At 67.5% G+C, this 14,312-nt stretch carries 13 protein-coding genes; 7 read left to right on the forward strand and 6 right to left on the reverse strand.

Features of this window, described 5'->3' with window-relative positions; translation table 11 throughout:
- The first annotated feature begins 52 nt into the window (after positions 1-52).
- A complete protein-coding gene (locus tag IEY60_RS24005) occupies positions 53-910 on the forward strand; it encodes an ion transporter (RefSeq protein ID WP_229740066.1) in 858 nt (285 codons plus the stop codon).
- On the opposite strand, the gene IEY60_RS24010 is transcribed toward IEY60_RS24005, so the two are convergent.
- The 3 genes from IEY60_RS24010 to IEY60_RS24020 all read right to left on the reverse strand — a co-directional run bounded on the left by IEY60_RS24010 (position 897) and on the right by IEY60_RS24020 (position 3,297).
- Positions 897-2,099, reverse strand: coding sequence for a low temperature requirement protein A (locus tag IEY60_RS24010; RefSeq protein WP_189032387.1), 1,203 nt, complete (start codon positions 2,097-2,099; stop codon positions 897-899). The genes IEY60_RS24005 and IEY60_RS24010 overlap by 14 nt on opposite strands.
- A 68-nt stretch (positions 2,100-2,167) precedes the next feature.
- Positions 2,168-2,626 carry an SRPBCC family protein gene (locus IEY60_RS24015; protein ID WP_189032389.1) on the reverse strand — a complete coding sequence of 153 codons (459 nt, stop codon included), beginning with the start codon at positions 2,624-2,626 and terminating at the stop codon, positions 2,168-2,170.
- A gap of 98 nt (positions 2,627-2,724) precedes the next feature.
- A complete protein-coding gene (locus IEY60_RS24020) occupies positions 2,725-3,297 on the reverse strand; it encodes a TetR/AcrR family transcriptional regulator (RefSeq protein ID WP_189032391.1) in 573 nt (190 codons plus the stop codon).
- Between the two features lie 71 nt (positions 3,298-3,368).
- On the opposite strand from IEY60_RS24020, the gene IEY60_RS24025 reads away from it, so the two are divergent.
- The 3 genes from IEY60_RS24025 to IEY60_RS24035 all read left to right on the forward strand — a co-directional run bounded on the left by IEY60_RS24025 (position 3,369) and on the right by IEY60_RS24035 (position 6,379).
- Positions 3,369-3,941, forward strand: coding sequence for a dihydrofolate reductase family protein (locus tag IEY60_RS24025; protein WP_189032393.1), 573 nt, complete (start codon positions 3,369-3,371; stop codon positions 3,939-3,941).
- Positions 3,942-4,078: 137 nt separating this feature from the next.
- Positions 4,079-5,344 carry an aspartate kinase gene (locus IEY60_RS24030; protein WP_189032395.1) on the forward strand — a complete coding sequence of 422 codons (1,266 nt, stop codon included), beginning with the start codon at positions 4,079-4,081 and terminating at the stop codon, positions 5,342-5,344.
- A 3-nt stretch (positions 5,345-5,347) separates the two neighbouring features.
- A complete protein-coding gene (locus IEY60_RS24035; protein ID WP_189032405.1) occupies positions 5,348-6,379 on the forward strand; it encodes an aspartate-semialdehyde dehydrogenase in 1,032 nt (343 codons plus the stop codon).
- Positions 6,380-6,560: 181 nt separating this feature from the next.
- Here the strand turns inward: IEY60_RS24035 and IEY60_RS24040 are convergent, their stop codons facing one another.
- The gene (locus IEY60_RS24040) at positions 6,561-7,910 is read right to left on the reverse strand and encodes a serine hydrolase domain-containing protein (protein ID WP_189032407.1); all 1,350 of its coding nucleotides are present in this window, start codon (positions 7,908-7,910) and stop codon (positions 6,561-6,563) included.
- Between the two features lie 75 nt (positions 7,911-7,985).
- Entirely contained in the window at positions 7,986-9,224 is a 1,239-nt protein-coding gene (locus tag IEY60_RS24045; protein ID WP_229740067.1) for an APC family permease, read from the reverse strand.
- Between the two features lie 331 nt (positions 9,225-9,555).
- Here IEY60_RS24045 and IEY60_RS24050 point away from each other — a divergent pair, with 331 nt between their 5' ends.
- The 3 genes from IEY60_RS24050 (at position 9,556) to IEY60_RS24060 (ending at position 12,643) form a co-directional block, all read left to right on the forward strand.
- Positions 9,556-9,993, forward strand: a complete 438-nt coding sequence (locus tag IEY60_RS24050; RefSeq protein WP_308426123.1) for a Fur family transcriptional regulator — start codon at positions 9,556-9,558, stop codon at positions 9,991-9,993.
- Positions 9,990-11,450, forward strand: a complete 1,461-nt coding sequence (locus IEY60_RS24055; protein WP_189032413.1) for a catalase — start codon at positions 9,990-9,992, stop codon at positions 11,448-11,450. Before IEY60_RS24050 ends, IEY60_RS24055 begins: the two co-directional genes overlap by 4 nt.
- A gap of 527 nt (positions 11,451-11,977) precedes the next feature.
- Positions 11,978-12,643: an arsenate reductase ArsC gene (locus tag IEY60_RS24060; protein ID WP_229740068.1), complete on the forward strand. Its 666-nt coding sequence runs from the start codon at positions 11,978-11,980 to the stop codon at positions 12,641-12,643.
- Here the strand turns inward: IEY60_RS24060 and atzF are convergent.
- Positions 12,603-14,303 (reverse strand): allophanate hydrolase, encoded by a 1,701-nt coding sequence (gene atzF, locus IEY60_RS24065; protein WP_189032415.1) that lies wholly within the window; start codon positions 14,301-14,303, stop codon positions 12,603-12,605. The two genes, IEY60_RS24060 and atzF, sit on opposite strands and share 41 nt — an antisense overlap.
- Positions 14,304-14,312: the final 9 nt, after the last annotated feature.

The raw sequence follows: 14,312 nt of genomic DNA on the forward strand, positions 1-14,312 counted from the left end.
GCGCGATCCGGCAGGCGCGCGCCGCTCGGGCCGTTACCCTCGGCAGGGGACGATGGCGTTCGAAGGGAGCACACTGGTGGCCTCACCGGGCATCGAGCGGGTCGAGGCACTGCCGGACGTGCGCTCCAAGACTCCGTCGCTACGCACCGATCTGTTCATGCTGGTCCTGGCGATCATCTCGGTGGTCCTGGTCGTCTGGATCACCTTCTTCCCGGTCTCGGACGCGACCTATCGCGCGATCGTGATCACCGACTGGACGATCTGCGCGATCTTCCTGATCGAGTTCCTGTGGCGCTGGCGGCGCGCGGGCTGGCCGTGGTCGTTCCCGTTCGTCTACTGGTACGAAGTGCTCGGCATGATCCCGGTGACCAGCCCGATCTTCCGTAGCTTCCGGCTGCTGCGGATCGTGGTGATCCTGATCCGGCTCGGCCGGGTCGCCGACCGGGCGCTCGGTGAGCGGGTCACCGCGTCGATCGTGAACCGGTTCGTCGGCACCATCGTCGACGTCATCAAGCGCCCGATGACCATCGCGATCCTGGACGAGGTCTCCAAGGTCCTGCGCGCAGGCCACTACACCAAGAACATCGCCGCGGCGCTGGAGGAGAACCACGCCGAGGTCGACCAGATGATCGTCGACCTGATCAAGAACGATCCGCAGACCGGCAAGCTGCGCTATCTCCCGTTCCACGACGACATCATCCGGCTCGTCGCCGACACCGTGTACCGGATGCTGCGCCAACTGCTCGACGACCCGCGCACCGACGAACTCGTCGCCGACATGCTGCGGGAGAACCTGGACCAGATCAACGACGCGGTCCGCGCAGGCGTGCGGGTACCGCCGTCGCACCGGGGGGCGACGCCCGCCGAGCACAGCGTGCGCCACCACCTCGGTCAGATCAAGCGTGCCTGATCTCGTCGCGCGGCTGGGCGTAGCGCACGGTCTCGAAGATCACCAGCAGGGCCAGCACCGCGCAGAGCACGGTGAGTGAGGCCAGCGCGGGCAGATTCGTCGCCACCGGGATCAGCGCGACGAGGACCACCGCGGTGACCACCCTGGCGATCGACACCGAGTGGGTCGCGTAGTACTTCGCCGCGACGACGCCGAGCAGGAACAGCGCGGGCCCGACGAAGAGCGCGGCGAGCGGAATGCCGTGCAGCGCGTCGGTCAGCTTGTGATGCGATTCGTCGCCCACGTAGTACAGCACCTTCTTCAACCCGAGCGAGAGCGCGATGACACCGGCGATCGTCGGGAAATGCCCGTAGGTGTAGCTGCGCTGCGCGATCTTGATCTGGTGCGCGCCCCTGGCGTGGGCGAAGGCGTGCTCGATCGATATCGCCGCGACGTCGAAGTACAGCCACCACAGCAGGCCCGACACCGCGAGCCCGAGCATCGAGCCCAGCGCGATCGGCCACGAGATCGGCAGACCCGCCACCCCGATGCCGATCGAGACGATGGACTCACCGAGCGCGATGATGACGATCAGGCCGTAGCGCTCGGCGAAATGCGAGGCCGAGTTGATCCGCCAGTCGGTGCCCGCGAACCAGGTCCAGACCATGTCGCTGACGATCGCGGCGAGCCACAGCACGATCTGGGTGAGGCCATCGGTCATCGCGGCGACGACGAGCAGCGAGGTGCCGAGGGTGATCGAGCCGAGCGCCCAGCGCAGCACCTGCCCGCGCAGCTGGGAGTCCTCGGCGCTGATCACCCAGAAGATCGAGACGTGCACGAGCCGCACCACGAGGTAGGCGATGGCGAAGACCAGCGGGCCGAACCATCCTCCGCTCAGATCCTCGAACGCCTCGGGGATGGTCAGCGCCGCGATGAACGCGCCGCCCATCGCGACGAACATCGCCATCCTGGCCATGCCCTCGTCGGCCCGCACGACATTGCCGAGCCAGGAATAGGCGATCCACAGCCACCACATCAGCGCGAGGACCAGCGCGGCGCGGATCACGTTCGTCGGGGTGGGATCGTCGGCGGCCAGTGCGGTGACCATGGTGAAGGCGAAGACGATCACGAGGTCGAAGAACAGTTCGAGCTGGGTTACCGAGGCGCCTTCGGCCACCTGCTGGAACCGAACCCGTCGAGTACCGATCATGCCGCTCATCGTCGCACCCGGACTCGTCGTCCGCGCGGAACGAGCGATCGCTTTCGCCGTCGGCGCAACTAGCCGATGGCGTAACCCTCGACATGGGGGAACTGCTCGGCGAAGTCGATGAAGTTGTCCACACCCTGCTGGTTCACCTTGCGGAGATTCCGGTTGAACAGCAGGCCGGGGATGGGCAGCGGGTACCGGAATTCGACGTGGAGGTCGACCTCGGTGCCCTCCGGGCCCTCGAACAGCTCGTACGAGGCGCCGCCTTTCGAGCCGCGGCTGCTGTCGACGACCTCCCAGGACACCCGGTGGGGTTCCCAGGTGTATTCGAGGACTTGCGCGTCCGAGTCGCCCATGAAGTGCGCGGTCACGAACACCCGGCGCGGTCTGCCGTCGGGATCGAGGGGGCCGATGCGCACGTCGCTGAAGGACGGGGACCACTCCGCCATTCGATCGACGGCGAGTAGGGCATCCATGACCTGATCGATGGGGGCATCAACGGTGAAGCGGATGTCGATCTTCGAGCGCATCTTTGTCTATCCTCCGAACCCCCGCTGTCTTCGCGCCCGATTGTGCACAGCTGTACCAGTGATCGTCAACACGTCTATGGTCTGGACAAATGACCGGGTCAGCCGCTTATTGCCCGCTCGACGGCGGTTTCGATCAGTTCCATGCTCTGTTGCTCGGTGAAAATTCCGGGCAGGGTGAGGTGTTCGACGATCAGCCAGTTCAGCGCCAGATACAGCAGGAGTACCGACGCCTCGTCCCCCGGCTGGCCGGACGCCAGGTGGTTGCGGACGTTGAAGTCGAGGTCGGCGCGGACCCGCTCGGTGAGCACCTCGCGCAGCTCGGGACGCCGGGTGGCTTCCAGCCGCAATTCGAGCAGCGCGAGGTAGGCGGTGCGGTGCGATTCGAGCCGGCTGACGACCTCCTTCATCAGCCCCTTGATGTTCTCGACCGTCTTCGGGCCCTCGCTGACCAGCGCCATCGTCTCCTCGGTCGGCTGGACCACCTCGTAGAAGCGCGTGCCCGCCTGGGTGAGCAGCTCGTCGCGGCTGGTGAAGTAGTTGGACGCGGTGCCGACGGGCACCCCTGCCTGTTTGTCCACCGCGCGAAAGGTGAGGCCTCGCGCGCCTTCGCCTGCCAGCACCTCGATCGCCGCGTCGAGCAGAGCTTGCCGTCGCTCGGGATTAGTTCGCACTTGACACCACTCCGTCTGTAGTACTACGTTCAAACCACTTCATTCAGAGTACAACAACCTAGGCGGTACCCATGCGAAAGCTTGTCTACTACATCGGTGTCTCGCTCGACGGCTACATCGCGGGTCCCGGCGGGGAGGTCGACTTCTATCCGACGCCGCAGAATTACATGGAATGGATGATGGCCGAGTTCCCCGATGCCATTCCGACCCATCTCCGGGCGCACTTCGGCATGGACCCCGAGCTGCCAGCCAAGAACTGGGACACGGTGCTGATGGGTCGCGGCACCTACATCCTGCCGGGCGAGCACGTCGAGAGCCCGTTCTCGCACCTGAAGCAGTACGTCGTCTCGTCCTCGCTCGCACAGGCCGATCACCCCGGCGTCGAGATCGTCGCCGGCGATCCCGCGGAGCTGGTCCGCGAACTCAAGAAGCAGGAAGGCAGCGACATCTGGCTGTGTGGCGGCGGGAAGCTGGCCGGTCAGCTCATCGACGAGATCGACGAGATCGTCATCAAGAGCTATCCGGTCATCGCGGGCGAGGGCGTACACGCGTTCACCGGCGTCTTCAAACCGACATCCTTCACGCCGGTGCAGCGCAAGGAATTCGACAACGGCACGCAGGTCACCTGGTTCGTCCGGGCCTGATTCCCGCGGCTATCCACAGGTGACAAGCCTGTGTCGTTTTCCACAGGCTGGGGAGGTAGCGGCAAAACCGGTGGACCTGGGCCGGTAGTCTAGGTCGCTGATACCAAGCCTGATTGTCGATCGTGAAGGACCTAGCCGTGGCTCTCGTTGTTCAGAAGTACGGAGGATCCTCGGTGGCCACCGCCGAGCGGATCCGGCGCGTCGCTGAACGGATCGTGGAGACCAAGAAGCAGGGCCACGACGTCGTCGTGGTCTGCTCGGCCATGGGTGACACGACCGACGAGCTGCTCGATCTCGCGGAGCAGGTGGCCCCCGCGCCGCCTGCTCGCGAGATGGACATGCTGCTCACCTCCGGTGAGCGCATCTCGAACGCGCTGGTGGCCATGGCGATTCATTCGCTCGGCGCCGAGGCGCGCTCGTTCACCGGCTCGCAGGCCGGTGTGATCACCACCGGCGCGCACGGCAACGCCAAGATCATCGACGTCACCCCGGGCCGCCTGCAGGAGGCGCTGGCCGAGGGGCAGATCGTGCTCGTCGCCGGCTTCCAGGGCGTCAGCCAGGACAGCAAGGACGTCACCACGCTGGGCCGCGGCGGTTCCGACACCACCGCCGTCGCGCTGGCCGCCGCGCTGAAAGCCGATGTCTGCGAGATCTACACCGACGTCGACGGCATCTTCAGCGCCGACCCGCGCATCGTGGGCGACGCGCAGAAGCTCGACAACATCTCCTACGAGGAGATGCTGGAGATGGCGGCCTGCGGCTCGAAGGTGCTGATGCTGCGCTGCGTGGAGTACGCGCGCCGCTACAACGTTCCCGTTCATGTTCGGTCGTCCTACACCGACAAGATCGGCACCACTGTTTTCGGATCGATGGAGGACATTCCCGTGGAGCAGGCAATCCTGACCGGCGTCGCGCACGACCGCAGCGAGGCCAAGGTGACCGTCGTCGCCCTGCCGGACGAGCCGGGCTACGCGGCCAAGGTGTTCCGCGCGGTCGCCGACGCCGAGATCAACATCGACATGGTGCTGCAGAACATCTCCAAGGTCGACACGGGCAAAACCGACATCACCTTCACCCTGCCCAAGACCGACGGCGCCCGCGCGGTCGAGATGCTGACCAAGCGCCAGGAGGAGATCGGCTTCGCGCAGGTCCTCTACGACGACCACATCGGCAAGGTCTCCCTGGTCGGTGCGGGCATGAAGTCGCATCCCGGCGTCACCGCCACCTTCTGTGAGGCGCTGGCCAACGCCGGCGTGAACATCGACCTGATCTCCACCTCGGAGATCCGGATCTCGGTTCTGGTGCGCGACACCGAACTCGACGAGGCAGTGCAGGTCCTGCACAAGGCCTTCGATCTCGGCGGCGAAGAGGCCGCCGTCGTCCACGGCGGAACGGGGCGTTAAGCGATGGGTGTACGGGTAGGAGTCGTCGGCGCGACCGGTCAGGTCGGCGCCGTCATGCGCAAGCTGCTCGAAGAGCGCAACTTCCCGGCCGACGAGGTGCGGTTCTTCGCGTCCGCGCGCTCGGCCGGTAAGACGCTGCCGTGGCGCGGCGGCGAGATCGTCGTCGAGGACACCGAGACCGCCGATCCGTCGGGTCTCGACATCGCGCTGTTCTCGGCCGGCGCCACCATGTCGCGCGTGCAGGCCCCGCGTTTCGCGGCCGTCGGCGTCACCGTGATCGACAACTCCTCGGCGTGGCGCAAGGATCCCGATGTGCCGCTGGTCGTCTCGGAGGTCAACCCCGAGGCCACCCGCAACCTGCCCAAGGGCATCATCGCGAACCCGAACTGCACCACCATGGCCGCGATGCCGGTGCTCAAGCCGCTGCACGACGTGGCCGGCCTGCAGCGCCTGATCGTGTCGTCGTACCAGGCTGTTTCGGGCTCCGGCCTGGCCGGTGTGGAGGAGCTCGCCTCGCAGATCCGCGCGGTGGCCGACGACGCCGAGAAGCTGGTGCACGACGGCAGCGCAGTCGAGTTCCCCGCGCCGAACAAGTACGTCGCCCCGATCGCGTTCGACGTGATCCCGCTCGCGGGTTCGCTCGTCGACGACGGCTCCGGCGAGACCGACGAGGACCAGAAGCTGCGCAACGAGAGTCGCAAGATTCTCGGCCTGCCCGACCTGCTGGTCAGCGGCACCTGCGTGCGCGTGCCGGTCTTCACCGGCCACTCGCTGTCGATCAATGCCGAGTTCGCCGAACCGCTTTCGGTGCTGCAGGCCAAGGAACTGCTGGCCAAGGCGCCGGGCGTGCGCCTGGTCGACGTGCCGACCCCGCTGGCCGCCGCGGGCCAGGACGAATCCCTGGTCGGCCGTATCCGCCAGGATCCGGGCGTTCCGAGCGGTCGCGGTCTGGCGCTGTTCATCTCCGGCGACAACCTGCGTAAGGGCGCCGCGCTCAACACCATTCAGATCGCGGAAGTGCTGCTGAACAACTGAGTTTTTGGAGCGCTGGCGCGCTCGAGGTCGCGGCCCCTCCTGTCCCGCCGGTCAGGCACCGTTGCTTGCTCCTTCGTCGCCTACGCAACGGCGCCTGACCGGCGGGACGGCCGCGACGGCCGACTTCGTCGGCCTGCCCCTCCTAGAGGTCGGGGCGAGCGGGGCCGGGATTGCTTACCAGCTAACGGATTCCCGGGGTACGTGGATCGTCGCCGACGCAGGCCAGGATCGCGCACCCCGGCGGAATGCTGGCGAACGGCGCGGCCAGTGGCTGGTTCAGGCAGCTGAAGACGGTGCAGCCGGGATAGGCGCCGGGGCCGATCCCGAACACCGCCAGCAGGATGTCGCGGTCGACGAGCGTGGCCGGATCGAACTGCACCGGTGGCTCCACATACGGCTGTGCTACAGGCGCTTTCGTGTCGGTGAACGCGGTGAACAACCGCCGGAAGAACTCGTGCGGCAGTTCCTCGGTATGCGCGATCACCCCGGCGGGCCCGTACTTGGTCTCGTTGCCGAACGTGCCGGTCCACATCACCGTCAGGTCCAGGCTCGGCATGAAGAAGATATTCTGCAGGCCGAGGCCCGACATGAAAAAGGTGTCTTCGGGCAGGAAGTCCGGCGACTCGGCGCAGCCCGCACCCACCCAGAACAGATAGCCGTAGCAGCTGTTCTGCGGTGACGGTGTGCGGGCTTTGCGCAGGTAGCCGGACGAGAGGAGCCGGGAATCGCCCCAGCGGCCGTCGTTGGCGACGAGCAGCCCGAGCTTGGCCAGGTCGTTGGGCGGCAGCAGCAGATGCGCGTAACCGTAGGTGTGGCCGGAACGGTCGCGCGCCCAGTAGTAGTCGCCGCGTTCGATGCCGAGCGGGTCGAACAGCTCGCGCTGCGCGAACTGCTGCAGCGGTTCGCCGACGGCCAGCTCGATCACATACGACAGCAGGTCGACATTGCGCTGGCTGTAGCTGAATGTGGTGCCGGGCGGGTTGGTCAGCTCCACGGCCAGCGCCTGCACGGCACTGTTCGGGTCGACCGGGATCACCGCGGTGACGCCCTCGGTGAGCACCCCGGTCTTCATGCCGGAGGTCTCGGTGAGCAGGTTCTCCACCGTGATCGAGCGGTGCGCCGCATCGCCGAGGCCCGCGGGCAGGTAGTGATCGATCGGCGCATCGATCACGAGTTTGCCCTGATCGGAGGCGATTCCGGCGAGCAACGACACCACCGATTTGGTGACGCTCCAGATGTTCCACGCGACATTGCCGGTCTCGTCGTTGCGCAGCCCTTCTCCGACCAGGCAGTTGTGCCGGAACACCTGCACATTCAACCGGTTGCGGCTGGCCGCGAACTGCAGTGCCGCTTCGACTTTCGCCGAGTCGAGGCCGACCTGTTCGGGGCGGGCGCGTTCGAGCTCGCGTGCCGAGGTGACCGCACAGGTCGTCGATGTGTCAGGGGCGGCGGTCGCGGGCCCGGCGAACAGACTCGCCGAACCCAAGGTGGCCACCATCGTTCCCGCGAAAAAACCCCTGATCAGCCCCATACGGCCGAGAGTAGCCCGCGCCGAGTTCCGTAACCCGTAAAGCGGGGCCGCCCGAGCCCCTAATCGCGGGTATGTTCATCTACCCGTAAAACCCCGAACCACATACACTGCCGCGCCGACAGCCAGCACGCCGAGCCCGGCCAGCACCGAGCCGATGGGCAACGAGAACCCGACGACGACGCATCCGAGCGCACCGAGCACGGGAACCCAGCGTGGCGGCCTGCGTTCGGCCGCGGTGAGGGTGGCCGCCGACAGATTCGCGACCAGGTAGTAGCCGAGTACGGCGAACGAGGAGAACCCGATCGCCGCGCGCAGGTCCATCGTCGCCGCCAGTACCGCGACGACGACGCCCACCGCGAGCTCGGCGCGATGCGGCACGGCGTACCGGGGATGCACCGCGGCGAGCGCGCGCGGCAGATGCCCGTCGCGCGCCATGGCCAGCGTCGTCCGTGACACACCGAGGATCAGCGCCATCAGCGACCCCGCGGCGGCGAGCACCGCGCCCGCCCGCACCACCGGCGCGAGCCATCCAGCGCCCGCGGCCTCGACGACCTGTGCGAGCGGATCACGCGCCGCCGCGAGTCCGCCGGAACCCAGCGTGAGCAGCGCGGCCACCGCGACCAGCGTGTACACCGCCAGCGCCCCCGCCAGCGCGAGCATGATCGCCCGCGGAATCGTGCGCTCGGGATCGCGCACCTCCTCACCGAGCGTGGCGATCCGCGCATACCCGGCGAACGCGAAGAACAGCAGCCCCGCCGCCTGCAACACGCCGTACGGGCCGATCTCCCCATCGAGAACCGTCGCCGCCGACCGATTCCCGCCGAACCCGGCCACCACCACCGCGGCGAGCACCGCGAGCACCAGCCCTACGATCACCCGCGTCGCCAGCGCCGACTTCTGTACTCCCACATAGTTGATCCCGGTCACCACGACCACCGCCCCCACCGCCACCGCGTGCGCCTGCTCCGGCCACGCGTAACTGCCCACCGTCAACGCCATCGCCGCACACGACGCCGTCTTCCCGACGACGAACCCCCACCCCGCCAGATACCCCCAGAACGCCCCCAGCCGCTGCCGCCCGTACACATATGTCCCACCCGACACCGGATACAGCGCGGCCAACCGCGCCGACGACATCGCATTGCAATACGCGACCACCGCCGCCACCCCCAACGCCACCAGCAGCCACGACCCCGCCACCCCCGCCGCGGGCCCCAATGCCGCGAACACCCCGGCGCCCACCATCGCACCGAGCCCGATCACCACCGAGTCCCATAATCCCAGCCCACGCCGTAACCGCGCTTCCGAAGCCATACCCCCATCCTCGAGCATCGCCGGGCGCTGTGCGAGTCGTGCCGTGACATGACAAACGCCGCCAGGTCGATGAGGGAGACCTGGCGGCGTTCGAGTCGAAGGACCGTCTCTCCGGACGGCCCGTCAGGGGTGTCGACGCCCCACAAGCGCCTCTCGGCGAGTGGTCGCTCGTAGCGACAAAGGGGTGAGGCCCGGGGCTGTTCGGACGCCGACAGTGGTGTTCAACCGAGTCGCCCGGCGAGCTATTCCACGGGCTCGGTGTGATCCGCGCAACGATGCTTGATTCTCTCCATTTCTTGACTAATTCCAGAAAAAGAGGAGAGTGGATGTCGTGCACACCGAGGAGATCGACGCTCGCCGCCTGTTGCGTGATGCGGGACTGCGGGTTACCGCGCCCCGGATCGCGGTATTGGATGCCGTTGCCGCGCAGCCGCATTCGGATGCGGAGGCGATCGCCGCCGTGGCCAGGACAACGCTGGGCACGGTGTCGACGCAGGCGGTGTACGACGTGCTCAATGCCTGCGTGCGGGTGGGAATCCTGCGGCGGATCGAACCGGCGGGCTCACCGGCCCGGTTCGAGACGCGGACCGGAGACAATCACCATCACCTGGTGTGCCGAAGTTGTGGGGCGGTGGCCGACACCGAATGCGTCGTCGGCGCCGCGCCCTGTCTGCAGCCCGCGGACGATCATGGCTTCGCGATCGACGAGGCCGAGGTCGTCTTCTGGGGGTTGTGCCCCGACTGTCGAAACCAGGAGGACGCGAAATGACCAAGCCGACCACCACGAACACCGGTAGTGCCGTCGAGAGCGACGACGAATCGCTGTCCGCCGGAACCCAGGGACCGGTGCTGCTGCACGACCACTACCTGATCGAGAAGCTGGCCCAGTTCAACCGCGAGCGGGTCCCGGAGCGGATCGTGCACGCCAAGGGCTCCGGCGCCTACGGCGAGCTGGTGGTGACCGGCGATGTCAGCCGCTACACCAAGGCCAAGCTGTTCCAGCCGGGCGCGCGCACCGAATCGCTGGTCCGGTTCTCGACCGTGGCCGGCGAACAGGGCAGCCCCGACACCTGGCGTGACCCGCGCGGTTTCGCGGTGAAGTTCTACACCGAGGACGGCAACTACGACCTCGTCGGCAACAACACCCCGGTCTTCTTCATCAAGGACGCGATGAAGTTCCCCGACTTCATCCGCTCGCAGAAGCGTCTGCCCGGCAGCGGCCTGCGCGACCACAACATGCAGTGGGATTTCTGGACGCTGCGCCCGGAGTCGGCGCACCAGGTGACCTGGCTGATGGGCGACCGCGGCCTGCCGAGGACCTACCGGCACATGGACGGTTTCGGCTCGCACACCTACCAGTGGATCAACGCCGAGGGCGAGCGGTTTTGGGTGAAGTACCACTTCAAGACCGACCAGGGCATCGAGTTCCTGACCCAGGCCGAGGCCGACACCCTCGCCGGTACCGACCCCGACTACCACCGCAAGGACCTGTGGGACGCGATCGAGCGCGGCGATTTCCCGAGCTGGACGCTGAAGGTCCAGATCATGCCGGTCGCCGAGGCCGAGGCCTACCGCTTCAACCCGTTCGACCTGACCAAAGTGTGGTCGCAGCAGGACTATCCGCTGATCGAGGTCGGCAAGTGGACGCTGAACCGCAATCCGGGCAACTTCTTCGTCGATATCGAGCAGGCCGCGTTCGAGCCGTCCAACATCGTCCCCGGCATCGGCTTCTCGCCGGACAAGATGCTGCTCGGCCGCGTCTTCGCCTACGCCGACGCGCACCGCTACCGGATCGGCACCAACTACGCGCAGCTGCCGCCGAACCAGGCCAAGGCGGCCGAGGTGAACTCCTACTCGAAGGAGGGCGCCATGCGGTACCAGTACAACCCCGCCGACGTGCCGGTCTACGCGCCGAATTCCTTCGGCGGCCCGCACGCCGACCCCTCGAAGGCGGGCGACGGCGGGCTGTGGGAGTTCGATCCGTCGATGGTGCGGGCAGGCTACATCCAGCACGCCGAGGACGGCGACTTCACCCAGGCTGGCACGCTGGTGCGTGAGGTACTCGACGACGCCGCCCGCGCGCGCCTGGTCGACAACATCGTCGGCCACGTGCTCGCCGGTGTCAGCGAGCCGGTGCTGAGCCGGGTGTTCGAGTACTGGCGCAATGTCGACGCCGAGCTCGGCAAGCGGGTCGAGGAAGGGGTGCGGGCCGGCCGGGAGGGCTGATCCGGAAGCGAGTAGTAGACACCGAGGCAGGTACGCCGCAAGGCATACCTGCCTCGTGTCGTGTCCGCAGGAAATAGGTTGGCGCGGAAGCGGTTCGGCGTCCGCGCCGTCGATGTCGTATCGGTCAGAAGTTGCTGAACCAGTACAGCAGGCTGGCCAGCACCCAGACGATCAAGGTCTCCATCGTCGTTCTCCATCTTGTCGGTACTTCCATCATGGCCGAAGAAACGGCCTGTGCTGACAAGTTGTTCTTAAGAACCTCTCGAGACGGACATCGCATCCTTTCTGCAGACACCGGAACAACCGGGTCCGACCGGTCTCGAGGGGTGATCAGTCGGACCCGGCGGTGCAGACCAGAAGGTGGCTCTTCCAGACGCTGAAGACGCACTGCCGACGGTAACCACACCGAAGGACTGGGCCAGAAACGTTCCGATCCGTGTCGCGGGGTACAACGACCGGGCTGGTCCGACGAGGGGTGACCGGCCCGGTCGTTTGCGTTCGACGGCATCCGCCGTCAGGGTTGGGGGGTGGTCGAAATTGCCGAGCACCAAGAAGCGCTGGATCGTGCCGAGGTACGGCTGCGCGAAGAGTTCGCGACGATGTTCGAGCTGGAGACGATCCATCGTTTCCTGCATTCCTCCTACGACGACTTCGCCGCGAGGGCGACGGTGACCCTGTATCTCCCGCTGCTGGCGGAACGTTTCGGCAGGCAGCGCCTGCAGGCACTGGCCAAGGTCGAAGGCAAGGTCGCCAAGCCGCGCCCGACGGTGCTGTTCCTGTGCACCCACAACGCGGGCCGGTCACAGATGGCGCTCGGCTTCTTCGAGGACCTGGCGCTGGGCCGCGCGGTCGCCTGGTCGGGCGGGTCGGTGCCCGGCGAGCAGCTCAATCCGGCCGCGGTGGCGGCGATGGCGGAGGTGGGCGTCGACATCTCGCGCGAGTATCCGAAGCCGTGGACCGACGAGATCATCCGGGCGGCCGACGTGATCGTCACGATGGGCTGTGGCGACACCTGTCCGCTGGTGCCCGGCGTGCGCTACGTGGAATGGATCATCGACGACCCGGCCGGTCTGGAACTGGAGCAGGTGCGGCCCATCCGCGACGACATCGGCCGCCGCGTGACGGGCCTGCTCGCCGAGCTGGGCATCCCCGTCAGTCCCGCAGATACGCCGTCCAGCCCCCGTGCCCGGTGATGTCGGTGGCGGCGACGGCGGCGTCGTAGCTGCAGGCGAAGCCGACCACCGAGCGTCCGTCGGACAGCTCGATGCTGGTCAGCGCCATCGGCGGCGGCAGTTCGGCGAGGAAGCGGCCGAGTCCGCCGGGGGAGACCAGGAACAGCTCGCCGCGGATCGGTGCGCCGAGGCCGTCGCCGTGACGCACGAGACCCGGCTTCGGCGGGGTGGTGTCGAGCGCGGTGAGGCGGTAGGCGTCGCTGGTGGTGATCTCGCCCGCGAACCGGGCGCCGAGCTGTTCGAGTTGCCAGTACAGTGGCTGGCCGCGCAGGTGCGCGCCGAAAACTGCCAGTGGCACACCGGTTTCCACGAGTAGCGGGGATTCGGTGCCGGTGAGGCGGGCGGCGAGGTCGACGGCGAGCTGGTCGGCGAAGGCGGGGACGACCACCATCACGCCGAACGGTAGGCCGTCGGCGGTGGGTGCGCCGGGGACGGCGACGGCGGCGAGGTCGAGCAGGTTGCAGAAGTTGGTGTAGGTGCCGAGACGGCGGTTGATCGTCAGCGGATCGGCGGTGACCTCGGCGATCGAGGGATGCTCGGTGGTGGTCGGCAGCAGAAGTCCGTCGTAGCCGGCCAGCAGTGCGGTGGCGCGGGTCTCGGCCAGTGTGTCGAGGTCGGCGACGAAGGCGTGGGCGTCGAGATTCTTTGCCGCGCTGATGATCCCGGCGACGGTCGGGTCGAGTCCCGCGGCGCCCTTGTCGACGAACTCGCCGACGGCCGCGTACCGCTCGGCGACGATCGCGCCGTCGTAGAGCAGGCGGGCGGCGTCGAGCAGCGGCGAGATATCGATCTCGTGCACCTCGACACCCTGATCACGCAGGCCCGCAACAGTTTCGGTGAAGGCGACGCGGTAGGGATCGCTCAGCGGGGCGAGGTCATCGGGGCGCGGGATCGCCACCCTCGGCGTGGACGACGCGGCCAGGCGCACGTCGGCCGGCCAGACGCGGCTGCGCGGATCGCGGGAATCGGGGCCGGCCATGATCTTCGCGGCGGTGACGGCCAGGTCGAGGTCGGCGGCGAACACGGTGACCGCGTCGTAGTCGGCGCACGCGGGGACGACACCGTGCGCGGGGATCACCCCGAGGCTCGCCTTGATGCCGACGATGCCGTGCAGGGCGGCGGGCACCCGGCCCGAGCCCGCAGTGTCGGTGCCGATCGCGAGGTCGGCGATGCCGAGGGCGACGGCGGCCGCCGAACCGGAACTCGAACCGCCGGAGATCAATTCGGGGTGGAGTGCGTTGCGGACCGCGCCGTAGGGGCTGCGGGTGCCGACCAGGCCGGTGGCGAACTGGTCGAGGTTGGTCTTGCCGAGCACCAGCGCACCCGCCGCCACCAGCCGTGCCACCGCGGTGGCTGTTTCGGTGGCCGGATAGGCGAATTCGGGGCAGGCGGCGGTGGTCGGCAGGCCCGCTACGTCGACGTTGTCCTTCACGGCGAGGAGCAGTCCCGCCAGCGGTAGGACTGCACCCTCGGCGACGCGACGATCCAGTTCCGTTGCCTCGGATGTGAGTTCGGACTGCGGCCGCAGCGTGATCCAGACCTCGGGCCGATCCACCTCGTCGATTCGCGCGTAGGCCGCCGCGACCCGGGCTGTCGTGGTGCCAGGTAGTCCTGCTGACATGGCCGTCTC

Origin of the sequence: Nocardia rhizosphaerihabitans, from assembly GCF_014646295.1 — a bacterium.
In the GTDB taxonomy this organism is placed as follows: Bacteria; Actinomycetota; Actinomycetes; order Mycobacteriales; family Mycobacteriaceae; genus Nocardia; species Nocardia rhizosphaerihabitans.

Coding starts and splice junctions, on each gene's coding strand:
- IEY60_RS24040 (WP_189032407.1), bottom strand. CDS start 7,910: ATGGGGCTGATCAGGGGTTTTTTCGCGGGAACGATGGTGGCCACCTTG.
- IEY60_RS24005 (WP_229740066.1), top strand. CDS start 53: ATGGCGTTCGAAGGGAGCACACTGGTGGCCTCACCGGGCATCGAGCGG.
- IEY60_RS24055 (WP_189032413.1), top strand. CDS start 9,990: ATGACCAAGCCGACCACCACGAACACCGGTAGTGCCGTCGAGAGCGAC.
- IEY60_RS24035 (WP_189032405.1), top strand. CDS start 5,348: ATGGGTGTACGGGTAGGAGTCGTCGGCGCGACCGGTCAGGTCGGCGCC.
- IEY60_RS24015 (WP_189032389.1), bottom strand. CDS start 2,626: ATGCGCTCGAAGATCGACATCCGCTTCACCGTTGATGCCCCCATCGAT.
- IEY60_RS24025 (WP_189032393.1), top strand. CDS start 3,369: ATGCGAAAGCTTGTCTACTACATCGGTGTCTCGCTCGACGGCTACATC.
- IEY60_RS24010 (WP_189032387.1), bottom strand. CDS start 2,099: ATGATCGGTACTCGACGGGTTCGGTTCCAGCAGGTGGCCGAAGGCGCC.
- IEY60_RS24045 (WP_229740067.1), bottom strand. CDS start 9,224: ATGGCTTCGGAAGCGCGGTTACGGCGTGGGCTGGGATTATGGGACTCG.
- atzF (WP_189032415.1), bottom strand. CDS start 14,303: ATGTCAGCAGGACTACCTGGCACCACGACAGCCCGGGTCGCGGCGGCC.